Below are 21,525 nucleotides of genomic sequence, written 5' to 3'. Positions count from 1 at the left end.
GATCCAAATGCGACGTGCGATTTACGCCACGGCATGTCGCATTCGGTCTTGCTTACCGCTTTCCCTTGCGGTCATTATTCCCTTTAACAAGAAGCAAGAAAATCGACCGCAGAGTCGAACCAACAGAGTGAGGAACTCAAATGTCAAATGAACTAGAATTCCTTAGCCGGCGCGTTGCGTCTGGCAAACTGAGCCGTCGTGATTTTCTCGGCCGGGCGGCAGCGCTTGGCATCGCCGCACCCTTCGCCAACGCGCTGCTTTCGAGCGCGGCGCGCGCAGCGGGTCCGGTCAAGGGCGGTACTCTGAAGGCCGGCCTGGTCGGCGGTGAATCCACCAACAGCCTCGACCCGGCGCTGATGATGACGCAGGTGCCGTTCGCCTTCGGCAAGTGCTGGGGCGAAATGATCGTCGAGCTGTCGCCGGAAGGCAAGCTCGAGAACCGCATCGCTGAAGACATCGGCTCGTCCAAGGACGCCAAGACCTGGACGCTGAAGATCCGCGACGGCGTCGAATTCCACAACGGCAAGACCGTGACCGCGGAGGACGTGGCCGCCACGCTGGAGCGCCATTCGGACGAGAAGTCGAAATCCGGCGCGCTCGGCTACATGAAGGGCATCGACACCATCAAGGCCAGCGGCAAGGAAGTGGTGCTGACGCTGAAGGAGGCCAATGCCGACCTTCCCTATTTGCTCAGCGACTATCACCTGATCGTTCAGCCCAATGGCGGCAAGGACAAGCCAGATGCCGGCATCTCGGCAGGGCCATACGTGGTCAAGACCAACGAGCCTGGCGTGCGCCATGGCGGCGAGCGCTTCGCCAATTACTGGCAGGGCGACAAGATGGGCCATGCCGACCAGATCGAGGTCATCGTCATCAATGACGCGACCGCCCGCACGGCAGCGCTGCAGGGCGGCCAGGTCAACATGATCAACCGCGTCGAGCCGAAGATCGTCGACCTGATCAAGCGCGTGCCGGGCGTGACCATCCGCAACCACGCCGGTCCCGGCCACTACGTGTTCATCATGCATTGCAACACGGCGCCGTTCGACAATAACGACCTCAGGATGGCGCTGAAGCTGGCGATCGACCGCGAGGAGATGCTGACCAAGGTGCTGCGCGGCTACGGCTCGCTGGGCAACGATTTCCCGATCAACGCGTCCTATCCGCTGTTCAGCGAGATCGAGCAGCGCAAGTACGATCCCGACAAGGCCAAGTTCCACTACAAGAAATCAGGCCATGACGGCACCGTTCTGCTCAGGACCTCGGACGTGGCTTTCCCCGGCGCCGTCGATGCGTCCCAGTTGTTCCAGCAGAGCGCGGCCAAGGCCGGCATCAAGATCGAGCTCAAGCGAGAGCCCGGCGACGGCTACTGGAACGAGGTCTGGAACAAGCAGCCCTTCTGCGCCTCCTACTGGGGCGGCCGCTCGACGCAGGACCAGATGTATTCGACCGCCTATCTGTCGACGGCAGACTGGAACGACACGCGTTTCAAGCGCCCGGATTTCGACAAGATGGTGCTGGCGGCGCGCGCCGAACTCGACGAGGCCAAGCGCAAGCAGATGTACCATGACATGGCTGTCATGGTCCGCGACGACGGCGGCCTGATCCTGCCGATGTTCAACCAGTTCATCGACGCCACCGGCGCCAAGGTCGATGGCTGGGTGGATGATCCGCACCAGGAACTGATGAACGGCTACGCCCTGGCGAAGTGCTGGCTGCAGGCCTGAGTCCGGCTTTGCAGAGATGTCTTCACCCATCCTGAAACTCATTGCCCAGCGCATTGCGCTGGGCATCCTCCTTCTGTTGGCCATCTCGGTCCTGATCTTCGCCGGCACGCAGATTCTGCCAGGCGATGTCGCGCAAGCCATTCTGGGACAATCCGCGACGCCGGAATCGCTCGCCAATCTGCGCGAGCAGCTCGGGCTGAACGACCCGGCCTATGTCAGGTATTTTCATTGGCTCGGCGGCGTTCTGACCGGCGACCTCGGCACGGCGATGTCGAGCGGGCAGGATATCGCCACCTCGATCAAGTCGCGCCTGTGGAACACACTGTTCCTCGCCTTCTGGGCGGCGATCGTGGCCGTACCGCTGGCCATCATCCTGGGCCTGATCGCGGTGCGCTACCGCAATGGCTGGGTCGACAAGCTGATCTCCGGGCTGGCACTGGCCTCGACCTCCTTCCCCGAATTCTTCATCGGCTATGTGCTGGTCTATTTCTTCGCCGTGAAGTGGCAGATCTTTCCCGGCATCTCGACTGTCTACGAAGGCATGCCCTTCGGTGAGCGGATGCAGGCGATCGCGCTGCCGGCGACGGCGCTGACGCTGGTGGTGCTCGCCCACATGATGCGCATGACGCGAGCGGCGATCCTCAATGTCATGCAGTCGGCCTATGTCGAGACGGCGGAACTGAAAGGCCTGTCGGCGTTCAACGTCATCCGCAAGCACGCCTTCCCCAATGCCATCGCGCCGATCATCAACGTCGTCATGCTCAACCTCGCCTATCTCATCGTCGGGGTCGTCGTGGTCGAGGTGATTTTCGTCTATCCCGGCATGGGACAATATCTCGTCGATCACGTCACCAAGCGTGACGTACCGGTGGTACAGGCCGTCGGCCTGATCTTCGCCGCCGTCTACATCAGTCTCAACATCATCGCGGACATAGCGGCGATCGTCGCCAATCCGCGTCTCCGCCATCCGAAATAGGGGGGCTGATATGCTCGATATCAAACGCATCCCCGTCCCCGCGCTGATCGGCATTGTCCTGACGGCACTGTTCGTGCTGGCGGCGATCTTCGCGCCCTGGATCTCACCGCATGACAATGCCGAAATTGTCGGCGATGTCTGGGAGCCGATATCGGCGGCGCATTGGCTGGGCACCGACAATCTCGGCCGCGATTTGCTGTCCCGGATGATCTATGGCGCCCGCATCACCTTGTTTATCGCCGTGCTGGCCACCGCGCTGTCGTTCTCGCTCGGCGCCATACTTGGCTTTTCGGCGGCCGTGTTCGGCGGCTGGTTCGATACGATCCTGTCGCGCCTCGTCGATCTCCTGATGTCGATCCCGACACTGATCATGGGCCTGGTGGTGCTCTCAGTGCTGCCAACCAACCTGGTGACGCTGATCCTGGTGATGGGCATTCTCGACTCGACGCGCGTCTATCGCCTGTCACGCGCGGTCGCCGTCGACATCAACGTCATGGACTATGTTGAGGCCGCCAAGCTGCGCGGCGAAGGCAGCGCCTGGATCATCTTCCGCGAAATCCTGCCCAACGCGCTGTCGCCGCTGATCTCCGAACTCGGCCTGCGCTTCATCTATGCGGTGCTGTTCCTGTCGACGTTGTCCTTTCTCGGCCTCGGCGTGCAGCCGCCGGACGCCGACTGGGGCGGCATGGTGAAGGAGAACAAGGACGGCATCGTGTTCGGCATAGGCGCCGCGCTCATTCCCGCGGCCGCGATCGCAGCACTGGCGATCTCGGTCAATCTTGTGGCCGACTGGGTGCTGAACCGCACGACAAGCCTGAAGGGAGGACGCGGATGACGGCCGACGTGAAGGCAAAGTCCACCCCTCTGCTCGATATCCGCAATTTGCGCATCGAGGCGACGGTCTATCCGCCAGGTGAGGCGCCGAAGAATATCGTGCTCGTGCACGACGTCTCGCTGACGCTGGAGAAGGGCAAGGTGCTCGGCCTGATCGGCGAATCCGGAGCCGGCAAGTCGACCATCGGCCTGTCGTCCATGGGCTATGGCCGTGGCGGCGTGCGCATCACCGGTGGCGAGGTGCTGCTCAACGGCCGCGACATCCTGAAGGGCGGCAAGGAAGGTTTCCGCAAGCTGCGTGGCCGCGAGGTCTGCTATGTCGCGCAGTCGGCGGCGGCCGCTTTCAACCCGGCGCACAGGCTGATGGACCAGGTGGTGGAAGCCACGCTGCTGCACGGGACGGCGACACGGGCGGAGGCCGAGAAACGCGCGATCGCGCTGTTCAAGAAGCTCAGCCTGCCGAACCCGGAAGCCATCGGCGAACGCTTTCCGCACCAGGTGTCAGGCGGCCAGTTGCAGCGCGTCATGACGGCTATGGCGCTGTGCTCGGAGCCTGACCTGATCGTCTTCGACGAACCGACGACGGCACTCGACGTGACGACGCAGATCGACGTGCTGGCGGCGATCAAGGACGCCATCCGCGACACCCATGTGGCGGCGCTCTATATCACGCACGATTTGGCCGTCGTTGCCCAGGTCTCGGACGAGATCATGGTGCTGCGCCATGGCCGGCTGGTCGAATGGGGCGGCACCCGCCAGATCATCAAGGAGCCGCGCCAGGAATACACCAACGCCCTGGTTTCGGTGCACGAGATCGAACATGCCGAGCAGAACCCCGGCACCACGCCGTTCCTGTCTGTCAAGAACGTCACCGCTGCCTATGGCGGCGGCCAGGTCAAGGTGCTGAAGAACGTCTCGGTCGATATCTACCCCGGCCAGACATTGGCCGTGGTTGGCGAATCCGGCTCCGGAAAATCGACGCTGGCGCGCGCCATAACCGGACTTTTGCCACCCGAGCAGGGCACCGTCACGTTCGACGGACGCCCGTTGGCCAACCGGCTTGCCGACCGGCCGAAGGAGGATTTGCGCCAGCTGCAGATGATCTATCAGATGGCCGACGTGGCGATGAACCCGCGCCAGACCGTCGGCACCATCATCGGCCGGCCGCTCGAGTTCTATTTCGGCATGCGCGGCAAACAGCGCGATGCCCGCGTCGCCGAACTGCTCGACAAGATCGAAATGGGCAAGGGCTTTGTCGACCGTTACCCGGCCGAGCTTTCCGGCGGCCAGAAACAGCGTGTTTGCATCGCCCGCTCGCTCGCGGCAAAACCCAAGCTGATCATTTGTGACGAGGTGACCTCGGCGCTTGACCCCTTGGTGGCGCACGGCATCCTGAAGCTTCTGCTTGAACTGCAGAAGGAGGAGAACGTCGCCTATCTGTTCATCACCCACGATCTGGCGACGGTGAAGTCGATCGCCGATTCGATCGCTGTGATGTATCGCGGCGAGGTGGTGCGCTATGGTTCGAAGAGCAAGGTGCTGACGCCCCCCTTCGATGACTACACTGACCTTCTCTTGTCATCGGTCCCGGAGATGGAGATCGGCTGGCTGGAAAAGGCGATCAAGGGGCGGCGCATGGCCAGCGCGGGGAACTAGCGCAGTTCACCGTTTCACGGAAACGGTGAACTGCTCTATCTCTTTGTTTTTACGCAATTTCGGAAGGAAGACCGTTCATACTTTCCTCGAATTGCTCCCGCCAGCCAGCGATCCGCAAGCCAGGGGAGATGGCGATCGTCATCCGCATGCAACACTAGGGCGCCACACGTCCTTTGGACGGGCGCCACTGGTGGGACGTTGTTTTCAACAAGGGGTAGGACATGAAGACTGAACTCGATCATCTCGCCGATCTCGCTGGCCAGGGCCGGATATCGCGTCGCGACTTTCTTGGCCGCACCGCGGCGCTTGGCGTGTCCGCCGCGCTGGCAACGACGCTGGCGGGGAGGGCCTTCGCGCAGAGTCCGGTCAAGGGCGGCATCATCAAGGCCGGCCTGCAGGGCGGTGAATCGACCAACAGCCTAGACCCTGCCCTGAACCTCAGCCAGGTCACCTACAGTTTCAGCAAGCAGTGGGGCGAGTATCTTGCCCGGCTAAGCCCAGACAACAAGCTGGTAAACCTGATCGCCGAAGACATCGGCGCTTCCAAGGACGCCAAGACGTGGACGATCAAGGTCCGTGACGGCATCGAATTCCACAATGGCAAGACGGTAAACGCCGAAGACGTTGCCGCCACCATCGAGCGCCATGCCGACGAGAAGTCGAAGTCGGGCGCACTCGGCATCCTCAAGAACATCAAGGGCGTCAAGGCGAGCGGCAAGGAAGTGATCGTCACGCTCGGCGATGCAGACGCCGACTTCCCCTATCTGATGGCCGACTACCATCTCGTCATCCAGCCGAATGGCGGCAAGGACAACCCGAATGCCGGCATCAGCGCCGGTCCCTACAAGGTCACCGTCAACCAGCCGGGCGTGCGCCATGGCGGCGAACGCTTTGCCAACTACTGGCAGGGCGACAAGGCCGGCCATGCCGACCAGGTCGAGATCGTTGTCATCAACGACGCGACGGCGCGTCTCGCTGCCCTCCAGGGCGGTCAGGTCCACATGATCAACCGCGTCGAGCCGAAGGTTGTCGATCTGGTCAAGCGCATTGCCGGCGTAAGTATCGAGAACGTGTCTGGCAAGGGCTACTACCCGTTCAACATGTTCTGCGACACCGCACCCTTCGACAGCAACGATCTGCGTATGGCGCTCAAGCTGGCCATGGACCGCGAGGAAATGCTGGAGAAGATTCTGCGCGGCTACGGCTCGGTGGGCAACGACTTCCCGATCAACGAAGCCTACCCGCTGTTTACCGCCATCGAGCAGCGCAAATTCGATCCGGAAAAGGCCGCCGCCCTCTACAAGAAGTCGGGCCACAGCGGCTCGGTCCTGCTGCGGACCTCCGATGTCGCCTTCCCCGGCGCCGTCGACGCCGCCCAACTCTATCAGCAGAGCGCGGCCAAAGCCGGTATCAAGATCGAGATCAAGCGCGAGCCCGGCGATGGCTACTGGTCCGAGGTGTGGAACAAGAAGCCCTTCTCGCTCTCCTATTGGGGCGGCCGCGCCACGCAAGACCAGATGTATTCCACCGGCTATGTCTCGACGGCCGACTGGAACGACACGCGCTTCAAGCGGCCGGAATTCGACAAGATGCTGTTCACCGCGCGCGGCGAACTCGACCAGGACAAGCGCAAGGCGATCTACCACGACATGGCGGTGATGATGCGCGATGAAGGCGGATTGATCGTGCCCTTCTTCAACCAGTTCATCGACGCGGCCGCCACCAACAAGATCAGCGGATGGGTCAAGAACCCGATCGGCGAAATGATGGATGGGTACGCGCTGGGAGAATGCTGGCTGAACGCCTGACATCTGTCTCATATTGAAAAGCGCCGCGTGTCCGAACGACACGCGGCGCGCTCGTTTCAACAGACAAACGCGTGGAGCAACCGGTGGCGATCCAATCCAAGCTTCTGCTGATCATCCTCGATGGCGTTCCCTATCGCGACTGGCGCCGGCTGATGGGCAATCTCGAGGGTTGGGTGCAATCGGGCGAGGCGCGGGTGTGGAAGATGCGCTCGGTGCTGCCGTCGACCTCGGCCTGCTGCTATGCCTCGATCCACACCGGCGTTTCGCCGCAGGTGCACGGGATCCTGTCCAACGAAAACCGGTTTCGCGTCGGACAGCCCGATATCTTCTCGGAAGTCAGCAAGGCCGGCGGCAGGACCGGCGCGGTTACCCATTCCTACTGGTCTGAATTCTTCCGTTCCTACCCCTTCGACCTCGTCGAAGACATGGAATATGACGAGCCCGGCGGACCGATCACGCATGGCCGCTTCCACACCATGACCGGCTACAATCTCAAGAACCAGATGACGCCGAGCGATGTCGACCTGTTCGCGACGCTGACCATGCTCACCCGGCGCCACGACATCGACTACGGCATCCTGCACACCTGCACGCTGGACTCGATGGGTCACCGCTTCGGTCACGACTGCCACGAGATGGACCATGCCTGCTACGCCATGGACGGCATGCTGGCGGCCTTCCTGCCGGGCTGGATCGAAGCCGGCTATGAGGTCATGGTCACCGCCGACCATGGCCAGACCGACCGCGGTCACCATGGCGGCCATGACGACGAGATGCAGGATTTCGCACTGTATTATTTCGGACAAGGCAAAGGGCCGGAAGCCGACACGCTGCTCGACCAGTTGCAACTGGCGCCAACGGTGTTGAGCCGGCTGGGCGTGCCGGTGCCGGCGACGATGAAGGCGAAGGCTTTTCTCACCTGATCGGGCGGCTGGCGCCTCCCGCATCCGCCTGCCGGCACCTTCTCCCCCTAAACGGCGCGAAGGGATGCTCTGGCAACCGCCCCGCTCTTCGGTTAGCCTCCCAAAATTCCTTGGCGGAGGATGAACCTTTTTGGACCGATCGGCGACAGAGCAAACAGGAGCCAGGCGGCTCGACCGGCCATGACAGCGGCGACGGAGACCGATCGCGCGCTGGTCGACCGGGTCGCGAAGGGCGACCGGGCCGCCGTGCGGCTCCTGTTCATGCGTCACCACGCGCGGGTCTACCGCTTCGTGGCGCGCCAGACGGGATCGGAAATGATGGCTGACGACATCGCCAACGAGGTGTTTCTCGAACTGTGGCGCCAGGCGCCGGGTTTCGAAGGGCGCTCCGAAGTCTCGACATGGCTGCTCGGCATCGCCCGCTTCAAGGCGCTATCGTTGCTGCGCAAGAAGAAGGAAGACTGGATCGACGACGAGGCCGCCGCCGCGGTGCCCGACAGCGCCGACACGCCCGAGGTCGTCACCATGAAGGAGGATAAGGCCGCCGCCTTGCGCCGCCTGATTGACGCCCTGCCCGAGGAGCACCGCACGGTGATCGACCTCGCCTATTATCAGGGCCAGTCGGTGACCGAGATCGCCGAGGTGCTCGATATTCCGGTCGCGACCGTCAAAACCCGTATGTTCTACGCCCGCAAGAAACTCGGCGAAGCCCTGAAAGCCGCCGGTTACGACAGGGGGTGGCCATGAGCGCCGCTGAAAAGATGTCGCGCCGCGACGAAATGGAGACGCTGCTGCCGTTCTATCTGAACGGTTCGCTGGAAGGTTCGGACATGGAAGCCGTCGAAGAATGGCTGGCCAACGATCCCTCGGCACTTGCCGCGCTTGGCGAGGCGGAAGCCGAGTTCTCCGGTACGGCGGCGGCCAATGAGGCGATCCGCCCGCCGGCCGATGCGCTCAGCCGCTTCGCCAAGGCGCTGGACGCGGAGGCCGGGCCTGCACGCAGGCCGGCCGGATCGTCCTGGCTGGCGCAGGCGGGGGGCCGTTTCATGGCGGTGCCGGTCGGCGTCGCCTGGGCGGCGGCCGCGGTTCTGCTGGCCTTGATCGCGGTGCAGTCGCTGGTGCAGCCCGGCGGCAGGGGCGGCAATTTCGAGATCGCCGGCGCACAAGACGATCTGGCCAAATTGCCGTTTGCGCTGGTCAAGTTCAAGCCGGACGCCAGGATGGCCGACATTGCCGTCTTCCTCGACGCCAACAAGCTCAAGATCATCGGCGGACCGACCGCCGATGGCATCTTCAGGCTCGCCATTCCGGCGACGACAGCCGCCGACTACGAGAAGGCGCGCAGCCTTATTGCCGCCCAGCCTTTCGCCGAGACTGTGATCGAGGGAAGGAAACCTGTTGATGGCGGCTGAGGCGGTCATTCGATTTGCGGCTGTCCTTGCGGCGGCGATGACAATCGCCGCCGTGCCTGTGTCGGCGCAGACCAACGACGGCAATCCCGAGCGGGCCAAAATCGATTGCAGCAACGACGCCAATGCAATGGCGGCCGACTGCGTCAAGGACGGCGGCGCCACCAAAGGCGGGTCGGGTGCGGCCCAGGCCAGCGCCGTTTTTCTGCCCGCCTTGATCGTCGACCTTTTCCCCAATCCGGCCGCCCCTCCTACACCGGTGCCGGCACCACGGCCGGAGCCCGCGACTTCCCCCGGGGGCAACCAGGCCGGCCCACCAGCCAGTGGACCGATCGTCTCGCCGACCGATCTCATCACCGTCCAGTCGCGGCGCGCCGTGACCGGGGAGTTCGTGCCGGACGAGGTGCTGGTGACGGTCGATGGCGATGCCGGTGCCGTGCAGCAGATCGCCGCTTCCTTCGGCCTAGAAGTACGCTCGCAGCGCCAGTCCCGGCTGCTTGGCGCCACTTTGGTGCGTTTCGGCATTCCCGATGGCCGCCCTGTCGGCGTGGTGCTGGCGCAGCTTGCCGCCGACGGCCGCACGCGGCGCCGCGAGCCCAACCACATCTACTCGCTGCAGCAGGCGGCCGGCATCGTCAACTATGCCTTCGACCGCATCGCGCTCGACGCCAAACAGGCCAGCGGCGAGAACGTGCGCGTCGCCGTCATCGATACCGGCATCGACGACAGCAATCCGGCGCTTGCCGGCGTCATCGCCGCGCAGTTCGACGCCATGCCCGACGTGCCGATCGAAAAGCGCGACCACGGCACTTCGATCGACGGTCTGATTGCCGGCGTCGGCCCGCTGGAAGGCATGGCGCCGGGCGCCAGGATCTACCATGCGCGCGCCTTCGAGGGCGGCAAGTCGACCATGGACGTCATTCTGTCGGCGCTCGACTGGGCGGCGGACCAGAATGTCAGCATCATCAATATGAGCTTCGTCGGACCGAAAAACGACCTGCTCGGCACCGCCTGCCGCAATGCACGGGCGCTTGGCATGGTGCTGGTGGCGGCGGCCGGCAATAACGGGCCGAAGGCGCCCTACGGCTATCCGGCCGCCTTTGACGGCGTCATCGCCGTGACGGCCACCGACGCCAAGGATTCGCTGATGCCGCAGGCCAATCGCGGCGCCTATGTGTTCATTTCCGCGCCCGGCGTCGAGATGGTGGCGCCGAGCGGCGCCGGCTCGGATGTCGTTACCGGCACGTCGTTCGCGGCCGCGATCGTCAGCGGCGCCATCGCCAACCTCATCCATGCCACGCCCGACCGCTCGGCCGACGACATCGAGAAGGCGCTTGCGGCGACCGCGAAGGATCTCGGGCTTAAGGGGCGCGACAATGATTTCGGCTACGGCCTGCTGGACATCAAGGCTGCAGGGACTACGAAGGAATAGCCAGCGACGGCTCACGCGGCGCTTTGCCGGGACGAAGCAGGAACCAGAACGCGGCGATGTGCGTGATCATCAGCAGCGGCACGTAGATGATGGGGATCGCGTAGGTGGCTCCCAACTGCTCCGCGTGCTCGGGAAGGCCTTCCTGAACCGCGTGGTAATAGTCGACGACGAGGTCGGCCATTCCGACGAGATTAAAGGCGACGACGAACGACCAGAAGAGCAAGCGAACTCTGACCGTCAGCAATGCCAGCATGGCCAGCACCCCGGTGGCGAAGTCGCCATAGGCAGCGAACATGGCGAAGCCGGCAGGCAGATTGGGGCCGACGACGCCCGGAAGCAGGAACACGAGACCGAAGAAGCGGAAACTGTGCAGCGTGGCAATGGCGCGTTGCGCCGCCATCCGATCCATCGAGACCAGCCATGGCAGGCCATATGCACCGAAGCAAAGCAGCCATGCGACATAGCCCAGGACGAGGTGGATCTGGAACAGCATCGGCGTTGACATCGGTTTCCTCGCAACAGGTGGCCATGCGGTCCCGCACACTTCGATCGTTAGCTAAGACTGCTTTCATAGTTCGGCCATCCGCTGTAATCAGAACAGCCTATGAAGCAGAGATACACAATCCGACACGGTGCGTTGGACGGGGTCGAGGTGTTCCTGGCCGTCGCGCGGCATCGTAACTTCCGCCGTGCCGCGGCCGAACTGGCGGTAACGCCGTCCGCGGTGAGCCAGGCGGTGCGCGCGCTGGAAGCCCGCATCGGTGCGGCCCTGTTTGCCCGCACGACCCGAAGCGTCGGCCTGACCGAGGCTGGCCAGCGGTTCCTCGACCGCGCCGGACCTGCCTTCGAAGAGATCATGGCCGCGGGCGAGGTCGCCCGCGATGTCGGCCAGCGGCCGACCGGGCTTTTGCGACTGTCCGTGCCCCGCGCGGTCGTGCCGCTGATCCTGGAGCCTATGATCGCGTCGTTCTGCCGGGCCTATCCCGAGATCGAACTGGAGATCGCCGCCAGCGACGAGATGGTCGATCTCGCCGCCGGCGGATTCGATGCCGGCATCCGGCTGGGCCAGTTCATCGCGCCCGACATGATCGCGGTGCGGCTGACGCCGCCCTTCTCCTTCGTGGTCGTCGGCAGCCCGGACTATCTCGAGCGCCACGGCCAGCCAGAACAGATCACCGATCTGCGCCACCACGCCTGCCTGCGCCTGCGCCGCGCGAACGGCGCCATCGCACCCTGGTCCTTCGCCGACGGCAACGGGGCGATCGAGGCGGTCGTCTCGGGCCCGCTGATCGCGCATGACTATCCAACCTTGCTGGGGGCCGCGATCCAAGGCGTCGGCCTGGCGCAGACGCCTCGGCCTGTCGCCGACGGCGCAATAGAACAGGGGAAACTCAAACCGGTGCTGGAACACTTTGCCGGCGCGACACCTGGCGTCTTCCTCTATCATCCTGGCAAGCGTCAGGTCCTGCCGAAGCTGCGCGCCTTCATCGATCATCTTAAATCCGCGGGCTGAGACAACGGGCAGAGGCAGCGCAGAAGTCGTTCCAGCAATTGACCCCGCTGGCGAGTGGTCAGGCCGGCGCGCCGGCGACCGATCCCCTGACCACCAGGTCGACCGGCCAGACCTCGCCGCGCGCGCCCTCCTCCAGTCCCGATATCCGCGCCGCCAGCCGCTCGGCGATGCGTGCGCCGGCCAGCCGGATCGACGAGCGCGTCGTGGACAGCGGCACGGAAAAATTCTCCGGCTTCAGCCAGGGAAAAACGTCGTCATGGGCAATCAGCGAGACGTCGCCGGGAATGCTGAGGCCAAGGTCGCGCACCGCGCGCACGACGCCGAGCGCCATGATCAGGCTGGAACAGGCGATTGCCGTCGGCGCACCGTCCTGTTCGAGCAGGCGCCGGGCGGCGCGATAGCCGTTCTCCTCGGTCATGACGAGCGAGCAGACATGGCGATCGTCCAATGCCAGGCCACTCGCGGCCAGCGCCCGGCGCAGGCCGCGCTCGCGGTGGATGGCAAAGGTCTCGCGGTCGTCGCCATTGATCAGCGCCAGCCGCCGGTGGCCGAGCTGGACGAGCAGCCGCGCGGCCTCGTGGAAGGCGCCTTCATTGTCGATGTCGAGAAAGGGATAGTCGAAATCCAGGCCCTCGCTGCGGCCATGGACGATGAAAGGAATGCCGAGCGTGTTGACCAGCGCCACGCGCCGGTCCTGCGGCCTCGGCGAAGAGATATAGACGGCATCGACCTGCCGGTTGGCGACGATGCGGCGGTAGGTCGTTTCCTGGTCATCGGCATCGGTCGGTGACAGGACAAGGTCGAGCTCATGCGAGCGGGCATAGTCGCCAAGACCGGACAGGAATTCGACGAAATGGGGATCGATGTCGACGGCCACACCCGTCGGCAGGACGTAGCCGATCATTCCGGACTTGCCCGTGGCCAGCCGGCGCGCACTCGGATTGGGGCGATAGCCATGGCGCTTGGCGGCGTCCATGACACGCCTGCGGGTTTCCTCGTTGACTTCGGGATAGCCGTTCAGCGCACGGCTTACCGTGGTCTGGGAAAGCGCCAGCATATGCGCGAGTTGCTTGAGGTTCACGAGAGGCCTCCCTGCCTCAAAGCGCTTTTAAATTGAATCGACCCAAACGCCCCAAGGGCGTGGGGAATGCCGTCAGGACCATAAACGTACCGGGGCCGGGTTTGAAACGAAAATTGCTGCTGCAGTGCCGAAAAGCATGTTGCCACGCTAATTTGGGGCCCTGGCAAGCGGCGGCTAAATCGATTAGTTCCTGCTCCCCCTTGACTCCCGCCCGATTCAGTGGCGAGATCAACAAAGCCAAAGCGCTTTGGAAGACTGTTCGAAAGGTTGCAGTCCCCCTGCGACTGAGTCACAGTCCTGCGGCGTCGGCGGGCGGAATGGAGGTTCCGTCCGGTATATATGACCCACTGGGAGGAATACCGATGAAGAGAATGCTTTTGCTGGGTGTTGCGTCTGCCGCATTCGCCCTGAGCGCGCCCGCGCATGCCGAACTGAAATTCAAGCCGGGCGAGGACAAGCGCTTCAACTGGGCGAATTACGAGGACCTCAAGAAAGTCGACCTCAAGGGCGAGACCCTGACCATCTTCGGACCGTGGCGTGGCGAGGACGAGACGCTTGTCCGGTCGGTACTTGATTATTTCTCCGAAGCCACCGGCGCAGAGGTCAAATATTCCTCGTCCGAGAACTACGAGCAGCAGATCGTCATCGACACCCAGGCCGGCAGCCCGCCCAACATCGCCGTCCTGCCGCAGCCGGGTCTCATCCAGGACCTCGCTTCCAAGGGCGTGCTGACCCCGCTCGGCGACGACGTCGCAGCCTGGGTCAAGGAGAATTACGCCGCCGGCGATTCCTGGGCCAAGCTCGGCACCTACAACGGCAAGGACGGCAAGCCAGGCTTCTATGCCTTTCCCTACAAGATCGACGTGAAGGGGCTGGTCTGGTACTCGCCCGACAATTTCGAGGAAGCCGGCTACAAGGTGCCGAAGACGCAGGAAGAACTTGCCGAACTCGAGAAGAAGATCATCGCCGATGGCGGCAAGCCGTGGTGCATCGGGCTTGGTTCGGGCGGCGCGACGGGCTGGCCGGCGACCGACTGGGTCGAGGACATCATGCTGCGCACGCAGACTCCCGAAGTCTACGACAAGTGGGTGAAGAACGAGATTCCGTTCAACGACCCGGCCGTGGTCAATGCCATCGACATCTTCGGCAAGATCGCCACCGACGACAAGATGGTCGACGGCGGCGCCAAGGCGGTCGCGGCGACCGACTTCCGCGACAGCCCAAAGGGCCTCTTCACCGTACCGCCGAAGTGCTACATGCACCATCAGGCATCGTTCATCCCCTCCTTCTTCCCGGAAGGCGTGAAGCTTGGCCAGGATGCGGACTTCTTCCCCTACCCGCCCTACGGCTCCAAGCCGGAGCTCGGGACGCCGCTGGAAGTCGCCGGAACGCTGGTGATGATCACCAAGGATTCCAAGGCATCGCGCGAATTCATCAAGTTCCTGCAAATGCCGCTCGCGCATGAATTGTGGATGGCACAGAAGAGCTTCGTCACACCCTTCAAGGGGGCCAACAAGGACGCCTATGGCAGCGATGCGCTGAAGAAGCAGGGCGAGATCCTGGTCGGCGCCACGACGGTGCGCTTCGACGGCTCCGACCTGATGCCCGGCAAGGTCGGCGCCGGCTCGTTCTGGACTGGCATGATCGACCTGGTCGGCGGCAAGTCCGCCCAGGACGTCGCCACCGACATCCAGAAGAGCTGGGACGCCATCAAATAGGCCGCTCCGGCGCGACCTGATCTTTCCTCATCTTGCTGCTGGATCCGGGCTACGGCCCGGATCCGACCGGCGGGGCACGCCGGAAGCTTCGCGTTTCGATTGTTCCGAATAACTGAAAGTCGGCGCATCGGTCGCCAGCATCGCTGGCCGGTCATGCGCAGGGAGAGGGACCCATGGCGGCTCAGATTTTCTCGGCAATATTCGTCATCATCGTCGGCGTCGGCGGCTGCGTCGCCTATTTCTGGGGCGCCAACAAACTGCTTGACCTGATCTTCCCCGCGCGCGGGGTGTCCGGAACGGCCGCCGTCAACAATCTGCGCCGGCAGGGATTGGTGCGGCCCTGGTTGTTCGTGGGTCCGGCGCTGATCATCCTGACCATCTACCTGGTCTATCCGGTAATCGCGACGCTGTGGCTGTCCTTCTTCGATCGCGGCGGCACGAGTTTCGTGGGGTTCGCCAACTATGAATGGGCGCTGCGCGATCCGGATCTGCGAAACGCCATCCGCAACAACATATTGTGGCTGGCGGTGGTGCCGGCGGCCTGCACCTTCCTCGGCCTGATCATCGCCGTGCTCACCGACAAAATATGGTGGGGAACGATTGCCAAGAGCCTGATCTTTCTGCCGCTGGCCATCTCCTTCGTCGGTGCCAGCGTGATCTGGAAGTTCATCTACGAGTATCGTGGCCAGGGCCAGATCCAGATCGGTCTGCTCAACGCCATCATCCAGTATTTCGGCGGCCAGCCGCAGGTCTGGATATCGCTGCCGTTCTGGAACAACTTCTTCCTGATGATCATCCTGATCTGGATCCAGACCGGCTTCGCCATGGTCATCCTGTCCTCGGCCCTGCGCGGCATCCCCGAAGAAACACTGGAAGCCGCGGTCATAGACGGCGCCAACCCGTTCCAGATCTTCTGGAAGATCATGGTGCCGCAGATCTGGGGCACCATCGCGGTGGTATGGACCACCATCACCATCCTGGTGCTGAAAGTGTTCGACATCGTTCTGACCATGACCAACGGTCAATGGAACAGCCAGGTGCTGGCCAATCTGATGTTCGACTGGATGTTCCGCGGCGGCGGCGACTTCGGCCGCGGCGCGACCATAGCCATCATCATCATGATTGCCGTCATTCCGATCATGGTCTGGAACATCCGCCAGGCCAACAAAGAGACGGGAGGGCACTGAGATGGCCGTCGCGACCGGAAATTCCTTCGCCAGCCGTTTCGGCGTTCATATCGCGGTGCTCGTCTTCGTGGTGATCTGGACCATCCCGACGCTCGGCATCCTCGTCTCGTCGCTGCGCGACAAGGACCAGATCATCGCCTCGGGTTGGTGGAATTCCTTCGCCAGTTCCAGCCAGACGGAAGCCGGGCGACTGCCGGCCGCCTCCACACAAATAGAGAAGGACGGCAAGTTCGTTCTCCAGGGCAACATCTTCGGCGACGGGGCCAAGCGCAGCATCAGTGCCTTCGGCGTCAAGGCGGCGGCACCGACGCAGTATCCTGCCGGCACATCAGCCGATCTCGGTGACGGCGTGACCCTGCAGCTCAACGCCGACGGCAGCTTCGTCATGTCCTCGCCAAAGGCGTTCGAGGGCGATAGGGGCCAGCGCGTCTACTACGCTTCGTCGGCGCCGCCGAAATTCACCACCGACAATTATCAGACCGTGCTGTTTTCCGAAGGCATCGGCCGCTCCTTCATGAATTCGCTAACAGTCACCATCCCGGCGACCGTCATCCCGATCCTGATCGCGGCCTTTGCGGCCTACGCACTGGCCTGGATGCGCTTTCCAGGCCGCGCGCTCCTGATCGCCGTCGTCATCGGCCTGCTGGTGGTGCCGCTGCAGATGTCGCTCATTCCGCTCCTGAAGCTCTACAATGGCGTCGGCACGTTCTTCGGCGTGCCGTCCAAGACCTATCTCGGCATCTGGCTGGCGCATACCGGCTTCGGCCTGCCCTTCGCCATCTACCTCTTGCGAAGCTATATTGCCGGCCTGCCGCGCGAGATCATGGAATCGGCGCGCATCGACGGCGCCAGCGATTTCGAGATCTTCGTCAAGATCGTGCTGCCGCTGTCCTTCCCGGTGCTTGCCTCCTTCGCCATCTTCCAATTCCTGTGGGTATGGAACGATCTCCTGGTGGCAATGGTTTTCCTCGGAACGGCGCCCGATCAGATCGTGCTGACGGCCAAGCTCAATGCGCTGCTTGGCTCGCGTGGCGGCAACTGGGAGATCCTGACGACATCGGCCTTCATCACCATCATCGTGCCGCTGATCGTCTTCTTCTCGCTGCAGCGTTATTTCGTCCGCGGGCTGCTGGCCGGCTCGGTGAAAGGAGGTTGAGACCATGCAATCGGCTTTGAAGGCGACTGCGAAACCAGACCCCGCCATCGACCGCGACTGGTGGCGGGGCGCGGTGATCTACCAGATCTATCCGCGCAGCTATCAGGATTCCAATGGCGACGGCATCGGCGACCTCAAGGGCATCATCGGCAGGCTGCCCTACATTGCCGCCCTTGGCGCGGACGCCATCTGGATCTCGCCTTTCTTCAAATCGCCAATGAAGGATTTCGGCTATGACGTCTCGGATTATTGTGACGTCGACCCGATGTTCGGCACGCTGGCGGATTTCGATGCGCTGACGGCGGAGGCGCACCGACTGGGCCTCAAGGTGATGATCGACGAGGTGCTGTCGCATACCGCCGACATCCACCCCTGGTTCAAGGAAAGCCGCTCGAGCCGCACCAATCCCAAGGCCGACTGGTATGTCTGGGCGGATGCAAGACCCGATGGCACGCCGCCCAACAACTGGCTGTCGATCTTTGGCGGCTCGGCCTGGCAATGGGACACCAGCCGCCAGCAATACTACCTGCACAATTTCCTGGCCGAGCAGCCCGACCTCAATTTCCACAACCGCGAAGTCCAGGACGCGCTGCTCGACGTCACCCGCTTCTGGCTGGAACGCGGCGTCGACGGCTTTCGCCTCGACACCATCAATTTTTACTTCCACAGCCAGGGGCTGGAAAACAACCCGCCGCTGCCGCCGGAACAGCGCAACGACCAGACGGCGCCGGCGGTCAATCCCTACAACTACCAGGACCATATCTACGACAAAAGCCGACCGGAAAACCTCGCCTTCCTCGAGCGCTTCCGCGCGCTGCTCGACGAGTACACGGCGACCGCCGCGGTCGGCGAAGTCGGCGATTCGCAGCGCGGGCTGGACGTGGTCGCCGCCTATACCGCCGGCGGCAAGCGCGTACACATGTGCTATTCCTTCGACTTCCTGGCGCCGGAAAAGATCAGTGCCGCCAAGGTCCGCTCGGTGCTGGAAGCTTTTGGCCGGGTGGCCAGCGACGGCTGGTCGTGCTGGGCATTTTCCAACCATGACGTGATGCGGCCGGCCTCGCGCTGGGCCGCCGACGAGGCCGACCCATCGGCCTATCTCAAGGTCATCTCGGCATTGCTGATGTCGCTGCGCGGTTCGGTCTGCATCTACCAGGGCGAAGAACTCGGCCTCGGCGAGGCCGACCTGCGCTTCGAGGATCTGCAGGATCCCTACGGCATCCGTTTCTGGCCTGAATTCAAGGGCCGCGACGGCTGCCGCACGCCCATGGTGTGGGATGGCAATGCCCGGAATGGCGGCTTCTCCCAGGCAAAACCCTGGTTGCCGGTGCCGGCCGAGCATCTGCCGCAGGCGGTCAACGTGCAGCAAGGCGACGAAACCTCCCTGCTTGAGCATTACCGGCGCTTTCTTGCCTTCCGCCGCGCTCATCCGGCACTGGCCAAGGGGGACATCGCCTTCATCGAAAGCCAGGGCGACACCGTCGCCTTCACCCGCCGGGCAGGCAATGAGGAGATCGTCTGCGTCTTCAATCTGGGCGCAACGCCGGCGAAGGTTGACCTCGGCAACCGAACCCTGCAACCTTTGCCGGGACACGGGTTCTCCAGGCAGGCGAGCACCGGGTCGGTCGAGCTCTGCGGCTACGGCGCCTGGTTCGGACGCATAGGCTGAAACATCCGAGGAATCACTGGAGGAAACCAATGGCCGATGTCAATTTGAGACAAGTGAAGAAGTCCTATGGCAATCTTAACATTCTCCACGGCATCGACCTCGACATCAAATCGGGCGAGTTCATAGTCTTCGTCGGCCCGTCGGGCTGCGGCAAGTCGACCTTGCTGCGCTCGATCGCCGGGCTCGAGGAAATCACGTCGGGTGAACTCAAGATCGACGGCCAGGTGGTCAACGACGTGCCACCCTCGAAGCGCGGCATCGCCATGGTGTTCCAGTCCTATGCCCTCTACCCCCACATGACCGTCTACGACAACATGGCCTTCTCGATGAAGATCGGTGGGGAAAGCAAGGCCGAGATCGACAAAAGGGTGCGGCAAGCCGCCGAGATCCTGCAGCTGACCAAATATCTCGACCGTCTGCCCAAGGCGATGTCGGGCGGCCAGCGGCAGCGCGTCGCCATCGGCCGCGCCATCGTGCGCAATCCGAAGGTGTTCCTGTTCGACGAACCGCTGTCGAACCTTGACGCCGCATTGCGCGTTGCGACGCGCATCGAGATCGCCAAGCTCAAGGAATCGATGCCCAACACGACCATGATCTACGTCACGCACGACCAGGTCGAGGCGATGACGCTGGCCGACCGCATCGTCGTGCTGAAGGACGGGCACATCGAGCAGGTCGGCACGCCCATGGAACTCTACAAGAACCCCGGCAACCTCTTCGTCGCCCAGTTCATCGGCTCGCCGGCCATGAACATCCTGCCGGCGACGGTCGACAAGACGGGCAATCCGACCATCGTCAGCCATGTCGGCGGCCGCAAGGCGACGGTGCCGATCGCGACACCTGCTTCGGCAAAGGGAGCGGCGGTCAGCTTCGGCGTACGGCCGGAAGATCTCGCGATCGCCAGCGGTGCGGATTATCTGTTCGAGGGGACCGTCGATTATCTCGAACAGCTTGGCGAGGTCCAGCTGGTCTATGTCGATATCGGCCGGGCCGACCTGCCGCTGGTGACCAAGCTGCCGGGCAATGTCGAGGTCAAGCGCGGCTCGACGCTGCGGCTGGCCGCCAATGCCGGCGATCTCCATATCTTCGATGCGGATGGTCGCTCCTTTGCCCTCCACGAAGCGGAAGCAAAGGCGGCCTGAAGACGGCCGTCCGGTAATGAAAGAACAAGAGCGGCGGGCCTGGCCCGCCGCTCTTGTTGTCTGCACAGGCTGGTTAGTTGTTGCCGAAGAGATTGCGATCGGCACCCTGATGGGCCGGCTTCTGCACGTCGCCGGACGAGTTGAGCAGCTTGTAGACAGGCGAATCGCTGTTGCGGATCGCACCTGTATGGGACGTATCGACATTGACAGTCGACGAAGCAGTGGGCTGGTTGACGCCGTTGGAGCCATAATTGTCGCTGCCGGCGAAGGCGCTGCCGGAGACGGCCAGAACGGCGGCGGCGGCAATGAGGATCTTGTTCATTTTAGGTACTCCTGAATTTTGGAAGTCCCGCGGACCGGCGGGCCAGAGCCCACCGGCCGTGGGATGGCCATTAGTGGCCGAAGAGGTTGCGGTCGCTGCCCTGCTGGACAGGCGCCGAGGTGGCCGGAGCCGACTTGCCGATCGACGCGGTATTCGAATTGTCGGTCGAAGCGGCAGCAGCCTGATTGGCGCCGTTGGAGCCATAGTTGTCGCTGCCGGCGAAAGCGCTGCCAGAAAGGGCCAGAACGGCGGCGGCAGCAATAAGGATCTTGTTCATGTTAGGTACTCCTGAATTTTGGAAGTCCGGCTGCCGGCGGGCCAGAGCCCACCGGCCGTGGGATGGCCGTTAATGGCCGAAGAGGTTGCGGTCGCTGCCCCGCTGGACAGGCGCCGAGGTGGCCGGAGCCGACTTGCCGATCGACGCGGTGTTCGAATTGTCGGTCGAAGCGGCAGCAGCCTGGTTGGCGCCGTTGGAGCCATAGTTGTCGCTGCCGGCGAAAGCGCTGCCGGAGAGAGCCAGAACGGCAGCGGCAGCAATGAGGATCTTGTTCATTTTAATACTCCTGAATTTGTAGGGTCCACCAGCGCGGCAGGGTCACCCGCCGCGTGCCGGGGATGGCTATTAATTGTTGCCGAAGAGGTTGTGGTCGGCGCCCGTCACAGGCGTCTGGGCAGCCGGCTCCGACTTCTTGGTCGAAGCGGTGTAGGAGCTGTCGACAGTAGCCGTGGGGGTCGCGGCGTTCGAACCATAATGGTCGCTGCTAGCGAAGGCGCTGCCGGAAATAGCCAGAAGGGCGGCGGCAGTGAGAATGATCTTTTTCATTTTTGTACTCCAGTATTTTTCCCGTCCGTCTAGCGGCGTGTCTTGGGATTAAATCGCGTCGTTCGGACAGCCCCGATGTGGGAGAGCCCCCTTGCCGTTTCCAATCACGAAGTTGTTCAGCGTGGACCATGACTCCACCACTTGAAATT

21 protein-coding genes are annotated in these 21,525 nt (G+C 63.1%); 15 read left to right on the top strand and 6 right to left on the bottom strand.

Going from position 1 to position 21,525, the window contains the following annotated elements:
- Positions 1–140 precede the first annotated feature (140 nt).
- The 9 genes from LB557_RS15460 (at position 141) to LB557_RS15420 (ending at position 10,765) form a co-directional block, all read left to right on the top strand.
- Positions 141–1,727, top strand: coding sequence for an ABC transporter substrate-binding protein (locus LB557_RS15460; protein ID WP_015314325.1), 1,587 nt, complete (start codon positions 141–143; stop codon positions 1,725–1,727).
- A gap of 16 nt (positions 1,728–1,743) precedes the next feature.
- The gene (locus tag LB557_RS15455) at positions 1,744–2,703 is read left to right on the top strand and encodes an ABC transporter permease (protein WP_015314326.1); all 960 of its coding nucleotides are present in this window, start codon (positions 1,744–1,746) and stop codon (positions 2,701–2,703) included.
- A gap of 10 nt (positions 2,704–2,713) precedes the next feature.
- Complete coding sequence (locus LB557_RS15450; RefSeq protein WP_140821691.1) at positions 2,714–3,538, top strand: ABC transporter permease; 825 nt, start codon at positions 2,714–2,716, stop codon at positions 3,536–3,538.
- The gene (locus LB557_RS15445) at positions 3,535–5,193 is read left to right on the top strand and encodes an ABC transporter ATP-binding protein (RefSeq protein ID WP_140615074.1); all 1,659 of its coding nucleotides are present in this window, start codon (positions 3,535–3,537) and stop codon (positions 5,191–5,193) included. Before LB557_RS15450 ends, LB557_RS15445 begins: the two co-directional genes overlap by 4 nt.
- A gap of 221 nt (positions 5,194–5,414) precedes the next feature.
- On the top strand, positions 5,415–7,001 hold the full coding sequence (locus LB557_RS15440) for an ABC transporter substrate-binding protein (RefSeq protein WP_140660084.1): 1,587 nt from the start codon (positions 5,415–5,417) through the stop codon (positions 6,999–7,001).
- Between the two features lie 83 nt (positions 7,002–7,084).
- Positions 7,085–7,924: an alkaline phosphatase family protein gene (locus LB557_RS15435; RefSeq protein ID WP_224643421.1), complete on the top strand. Its 840-nt coding sequence runs from the start codon at positions 7,085–7,087 to the stop codon at positions 7,922–7,924.
- 180 nt (positions 7,925–8,104) lie between these two features.
- On the top strand, positions 8,105–8,671 hold the full coding sequence (locus LB557_RS15430; RefSeq protein ID WP_023772366.1) for a sigma-70 family RNA polymerase sigma factor: 567 nt from the start codon (positions 8,105–8,107) through the stop codon (positions 8,669–8,671).
- Entirely contained in the window at positions 8,668–9,336 is a 669-nt protein-coding gene (locus LB557_RS15425; RefSeq protein ID WP_224643422.1) for an anti-sigma factor, read from the top strand. Before LB557_RS15430 ends, LB557_RS15425 begins: the two co-directional genes overlap by 4 nt.
- Positions 9,326–10,765 carry a S8 family serine peptidase gene (locus LB557_RS15420; protein ID WP_224643423.1) on the top strand — a complete coding sequence of 480 codons (1,440 nt, stop codon included), beginning with the start codon at positions 9,326–9,328 and terminating at the stop codon, positions 10,763–10,765. Before LB557_RS15425 ends, LB557_RS15420 begins: the two co-directional genes overlap by 11 nt.
- Here LB557_RS15420 and LB557_RS15415 read toward each other — a convergent pair.
- Positions 10,752–11,270 carry a hypothetical protein gene (locus LB557_RS15415; protein WP_224643424.1) on the bottom strand — a complete coding sequence of 173 codons (519 nt, stop codon included), beginning with the start codon at positions 11,268–11,270 and terminating at the stop codon, positions 10,752–10,754. The genes LB557_RS15420 and LB557_RS15415 overlap by 14 nt on opposite strands.
- 99 nt (positions 11,271–11,369) lie before the next feature.
- On the opposite strand from LB557_RS15415, the gene LB557_RS15410 reads away from it, so the two are divergent.
- A complete protein-coding gene (locus LB557_RS15410) occupies positions 11,370–12,278 on the top strand; it encodes a LysR family transcriptional regulator (protein WP_140788566.1) in 909 nt (302 codons plus the stop codon).
- A gap of 58 nt (positions 12,279–12,336) precedes the next feature.
- On the opposite strand, the gene LB557_RS15405 is transcribed toward LB557_RS15410, so the two are convergent.
- The gene (locus LB557_RS15405; protein WP_224643425.1) at positions 12,337–13,359 is read right to left on the bottom strand and encodes a substrate-binding domain-containing protein; all 1,023 of its coding nucleotides are present in this window, start codon (positions 13,357–13,359) and stop codon (positions 12,337–12,339) included.
- 362 nt (positions 13,360–13,721) lie between these two features.
- On the opposite strand from LB557_RS15405, the gene LB557_RS15400 reads away from it, so the two are divergent.
- From LB557_RS15400 to LB557_RS15380, 5 genes are all read left to right on the top strand, one after another.
- Complete coding sequence (locus LB557_RS15400) at positions 13,722–15,077, top strand: ABC transporter substrate-binding protein (RefSeq protein WP_224643426.1); 1,356 nt, start codon at positions 13,722–13,724, stop codon at positions 15,075–15,077.
- A 173-nt stretch (positions 15,078–15,250) separates the two neighbouring features.
- Complete coding sequence (locus LB557_RS15395; RefSeq protein WP_224643427.1) at positions 15,251–16,264, top strand: carbohydrate ABC transporter permease; 1,014 nt, start codon at positions 15,251–15,253, stop codon at positions 16,262–16,264.
- Position 16,265: 1 nt separating this feature from the next.
- Positions 16,266–17,420, top strand: a complete 1,155-nt coding sequence (locus tag LB557_RS15390) for a carbohydrate ABC transporter permease (RefSeq protein ID WP_224643428.1) — start codon at positions 16,266–16,268, stop codon at positions 17,418–17,420.
- 4 nt (positions 17,421–17,424) lie between these two features.
- Positions 17,425–19,089, top strand: coding sequence for an alpha-glucosidase (locus LB557_RS15385; protein WP_224643429.1), 1,665 nt, complete (start codon positions 17,425–17,427; stop codon positions 19,087–19,089).
- Between the two features lie 29 nt (positions 19,090–19,118).
- The gene (locus LB557_RS15380; RefSeq protein WP_224643430.1) at positions 19,119–20,231 is read left to right on the top strand and encodes an ABC transporter ATP-binding protein; all 1,113 of its coding nucleotides are present in this window, start codon (positions 19,119–19,121) and stop codon (positions 20,229–20,231) included.
- A 73-nt stretch (positions 20,232–20,304) separates the two neighbouring features.
- Here LB557_RS15380 and LB557_RS15375 read toward each other — a convergent pair whose 3' ends face one another.
- The 4 genes from LB557_RS15375 to LB557_RS15360 form a co-directional block, all read right to left on the bottom strand.
- Positions 20,305–20,553, bottom strand: coding sequence for a DUF680 domain-containing protein (locus LB557_RS15375; protein WP_015314341.1), 249 nt, complete (start codon positions 20,551–20,553; stop codon positions 20,305–20,307).
- A 70-nt stretch (positions 20,554–20,623) separates the two neighbouring features.
- Positions 20,624–20,830: a DUF680 domain-containing protein gene (locus tag LB557_RS15370; RefSeq protein ID WP_015314342.1), complete on the bottom strand. Its 207-nt coding sequence runs from the start codon at positions 20,828–20,830 to the stop codon at positions 20,624–20,626.
- Between the two features lie 69 nt (positions 20,831–20,899).
- Complete coding sequence (locus tag LB557_RS15365) at positions 20,900–21,106, bottom strand: DUF680 domain-containing protein (protein ID WP_224643431.1); 207 nt, start codon at positions 21,104–21,106, stop codon at positions 20,900–20,902.
- 69 nt (positions 21,107–21,175) lie between these two features.
- Positions 21,176–21,376 (bottom strand): DUF680 domain-containing protein, encoded by a 201-nt coding sequence (locus LB557_RS15360; RefSeq protein WP_015314343.1) that lies wholly within the window; start codon positions 21,374–21,376, stop codon positions 21,176–21,178.
- Positions 21,377–21,525 lie beyond the last annotated feature (149 nt).

Source organism: Mesorhizobium sp. BR115XR7A (assembly GCF_020165315.1).
Taxonomy (GTDB): Bacteria; Pseudomonadota; Alphaproteobacteria; order Rhizobiales; family Rhizobiaceae; genus Mesorhizobium; species Mesorhizobium australicum.
This window is presented reverse-complemented; position numbering and strand designations above follow the sequence as displayed.

What these genes read in the sequence shown, in the direction of transcription:
- LB557_RS15445 (WP_140615074.1), top strand. Translation starts at nt 3,535, where the DNA reads ATGACGGCCGACGTGAAGGCAAAGTCCACCCCTCTGCTCGATATCCGC.
- LB557_RS15370 (WP_015314342.1), bottom strand. Translation starts at nt 20,830, where the DNA reads ATGAACAAGATCCTTATTGCTGCCGCCGCCGTTCTGGCCCTTTCTGGC.
- LB557_RS15455 (WP_015314326.1), top strand. Translation starts at nt 1,744, where the DNA reads ATGTCTTCACCCATCCTGAAACTCATTGCCCAGCGCATTGCGCTGGGC.
- LB557_RS15450 (WP_140821691.1), top strand. Translation starts at nt 2,714, where the DNA reads ATGCTCGATATCAAACGCATCCCCGTCCCCGCGCTGATCGGCATTGTC.
- LB557_RS15410 (WP_140788566.1), top strand. Translation starts at nt 11,370, where the DNA reads ATGAAGCAGAGATACACAATCCGACACGGTGCGTTGGACGGGGTCGAG.
- LB557_RS15420 (WP_224643423.1), top strand. Translation starts at nt 9,326, where the DNA reads ATGGCGGCTGAGGCGGTCATTCGATTTGCGGCTGTCCTTGCGGCGGCG.
- LB557_RS15440 (WP_140660084.1), top strand. Translation starts at nt 5,415, where the DNA reads ATGAAGACTGAACTCGATCATCTCGCCGATCTCGCTGGCCAGGGCCGG.
- LB557_RS15400 (WP_224643426.1), top strand. Translation starts at nt 13,722, where the DNA reads ATGAAGAGAATGCTTTTGCTGGGTGTTGCGTCTGCCGCATTCGCCCTG.
- LB557_RS15430 (WP_023772366.1), top strand. Translation starts at nt 8,105, where the DNA reads ATGACAGCGGCGACGGAGACCGATCGCGCGCTGGTCGACCGGGTCGCG.
- LB557_RS15460 (WP_015314325.1), top strand. Translation starts at nt 141, where the DNA reads ATGTCAAATGAACTAGAATTCCTTAGCCGGCGCGTTGCGTCTGGCAAA.
- LB557_RS15380 (WP_224643430.1), top strand. Translation starts at nt 19,119, where the DNA reads ATGGCCGATGTCAATTTGAGACAAGTGAAGAAGTCCTATGGCAATCTT.
- LB557_RS15365 (WP_224643431.1), bottom strand. Translation starts at nt 21,106, where the DNA reads ATGAACAAGATCCTCATTGCTGCCGCTGCCGTTCTGGCTCTCTCCGGC.
- LB557_RS15390 (WP_224643428.1), top strand. Translation starts at nt 16,266, where the DNA reads ATGGCCGTCGCGACCGGAAATTCCTTCGCCAGCCGTTTCGGCGTTCAT.
- LB557_RS15385 (WP_224643429.1), top strand. Translation starts at nt 17,425, where the DNA reads ATGCAATCGGCTTTGAAGGCGACTGCGAAACCAGACCCCGCCATCGAC.
- LB557_RS15360 (WP_015314343.1), bottom strand. Translation starts at nt 21,376, where the DNA reads ATGAAAAAGATCATTCTCACTGCCGCCGCCCTTCTGGCTATTTCCGGC.
- LB557_RS15425 (WP_224643422.1), top strand. Translation starts at nt 8,668, where the DNA reads ATGAGCGCCGCTGAAAAGATGTCGCGCCGCGACGAAATGGAGACGCTG.
- LB557_RS15375 (WP_015314341.1), bottom strand. Translation starts at nt 20,553, where the DNA reads ATGAACAAGATCCTCATTGCCGCCGCCGCCGTTCTGGCCGTCTCCGGC.
- LB557_RS15415 (WP_224643424.1), bottom strand. Translation starts at nt 11,270, where the DNA reads ATGTCAACGCCGATGCTGTTCCAGATCCACCTCGTCCTGGGCTATGTC.
- LB557_RS15395 (WP_224643427.1), top strand. Translation starts at nt 15,251, where the DNA reads ATGGCGGCTCAGATTTTCTCGGCAATATTCGTCATCATCGTCGGCGTC.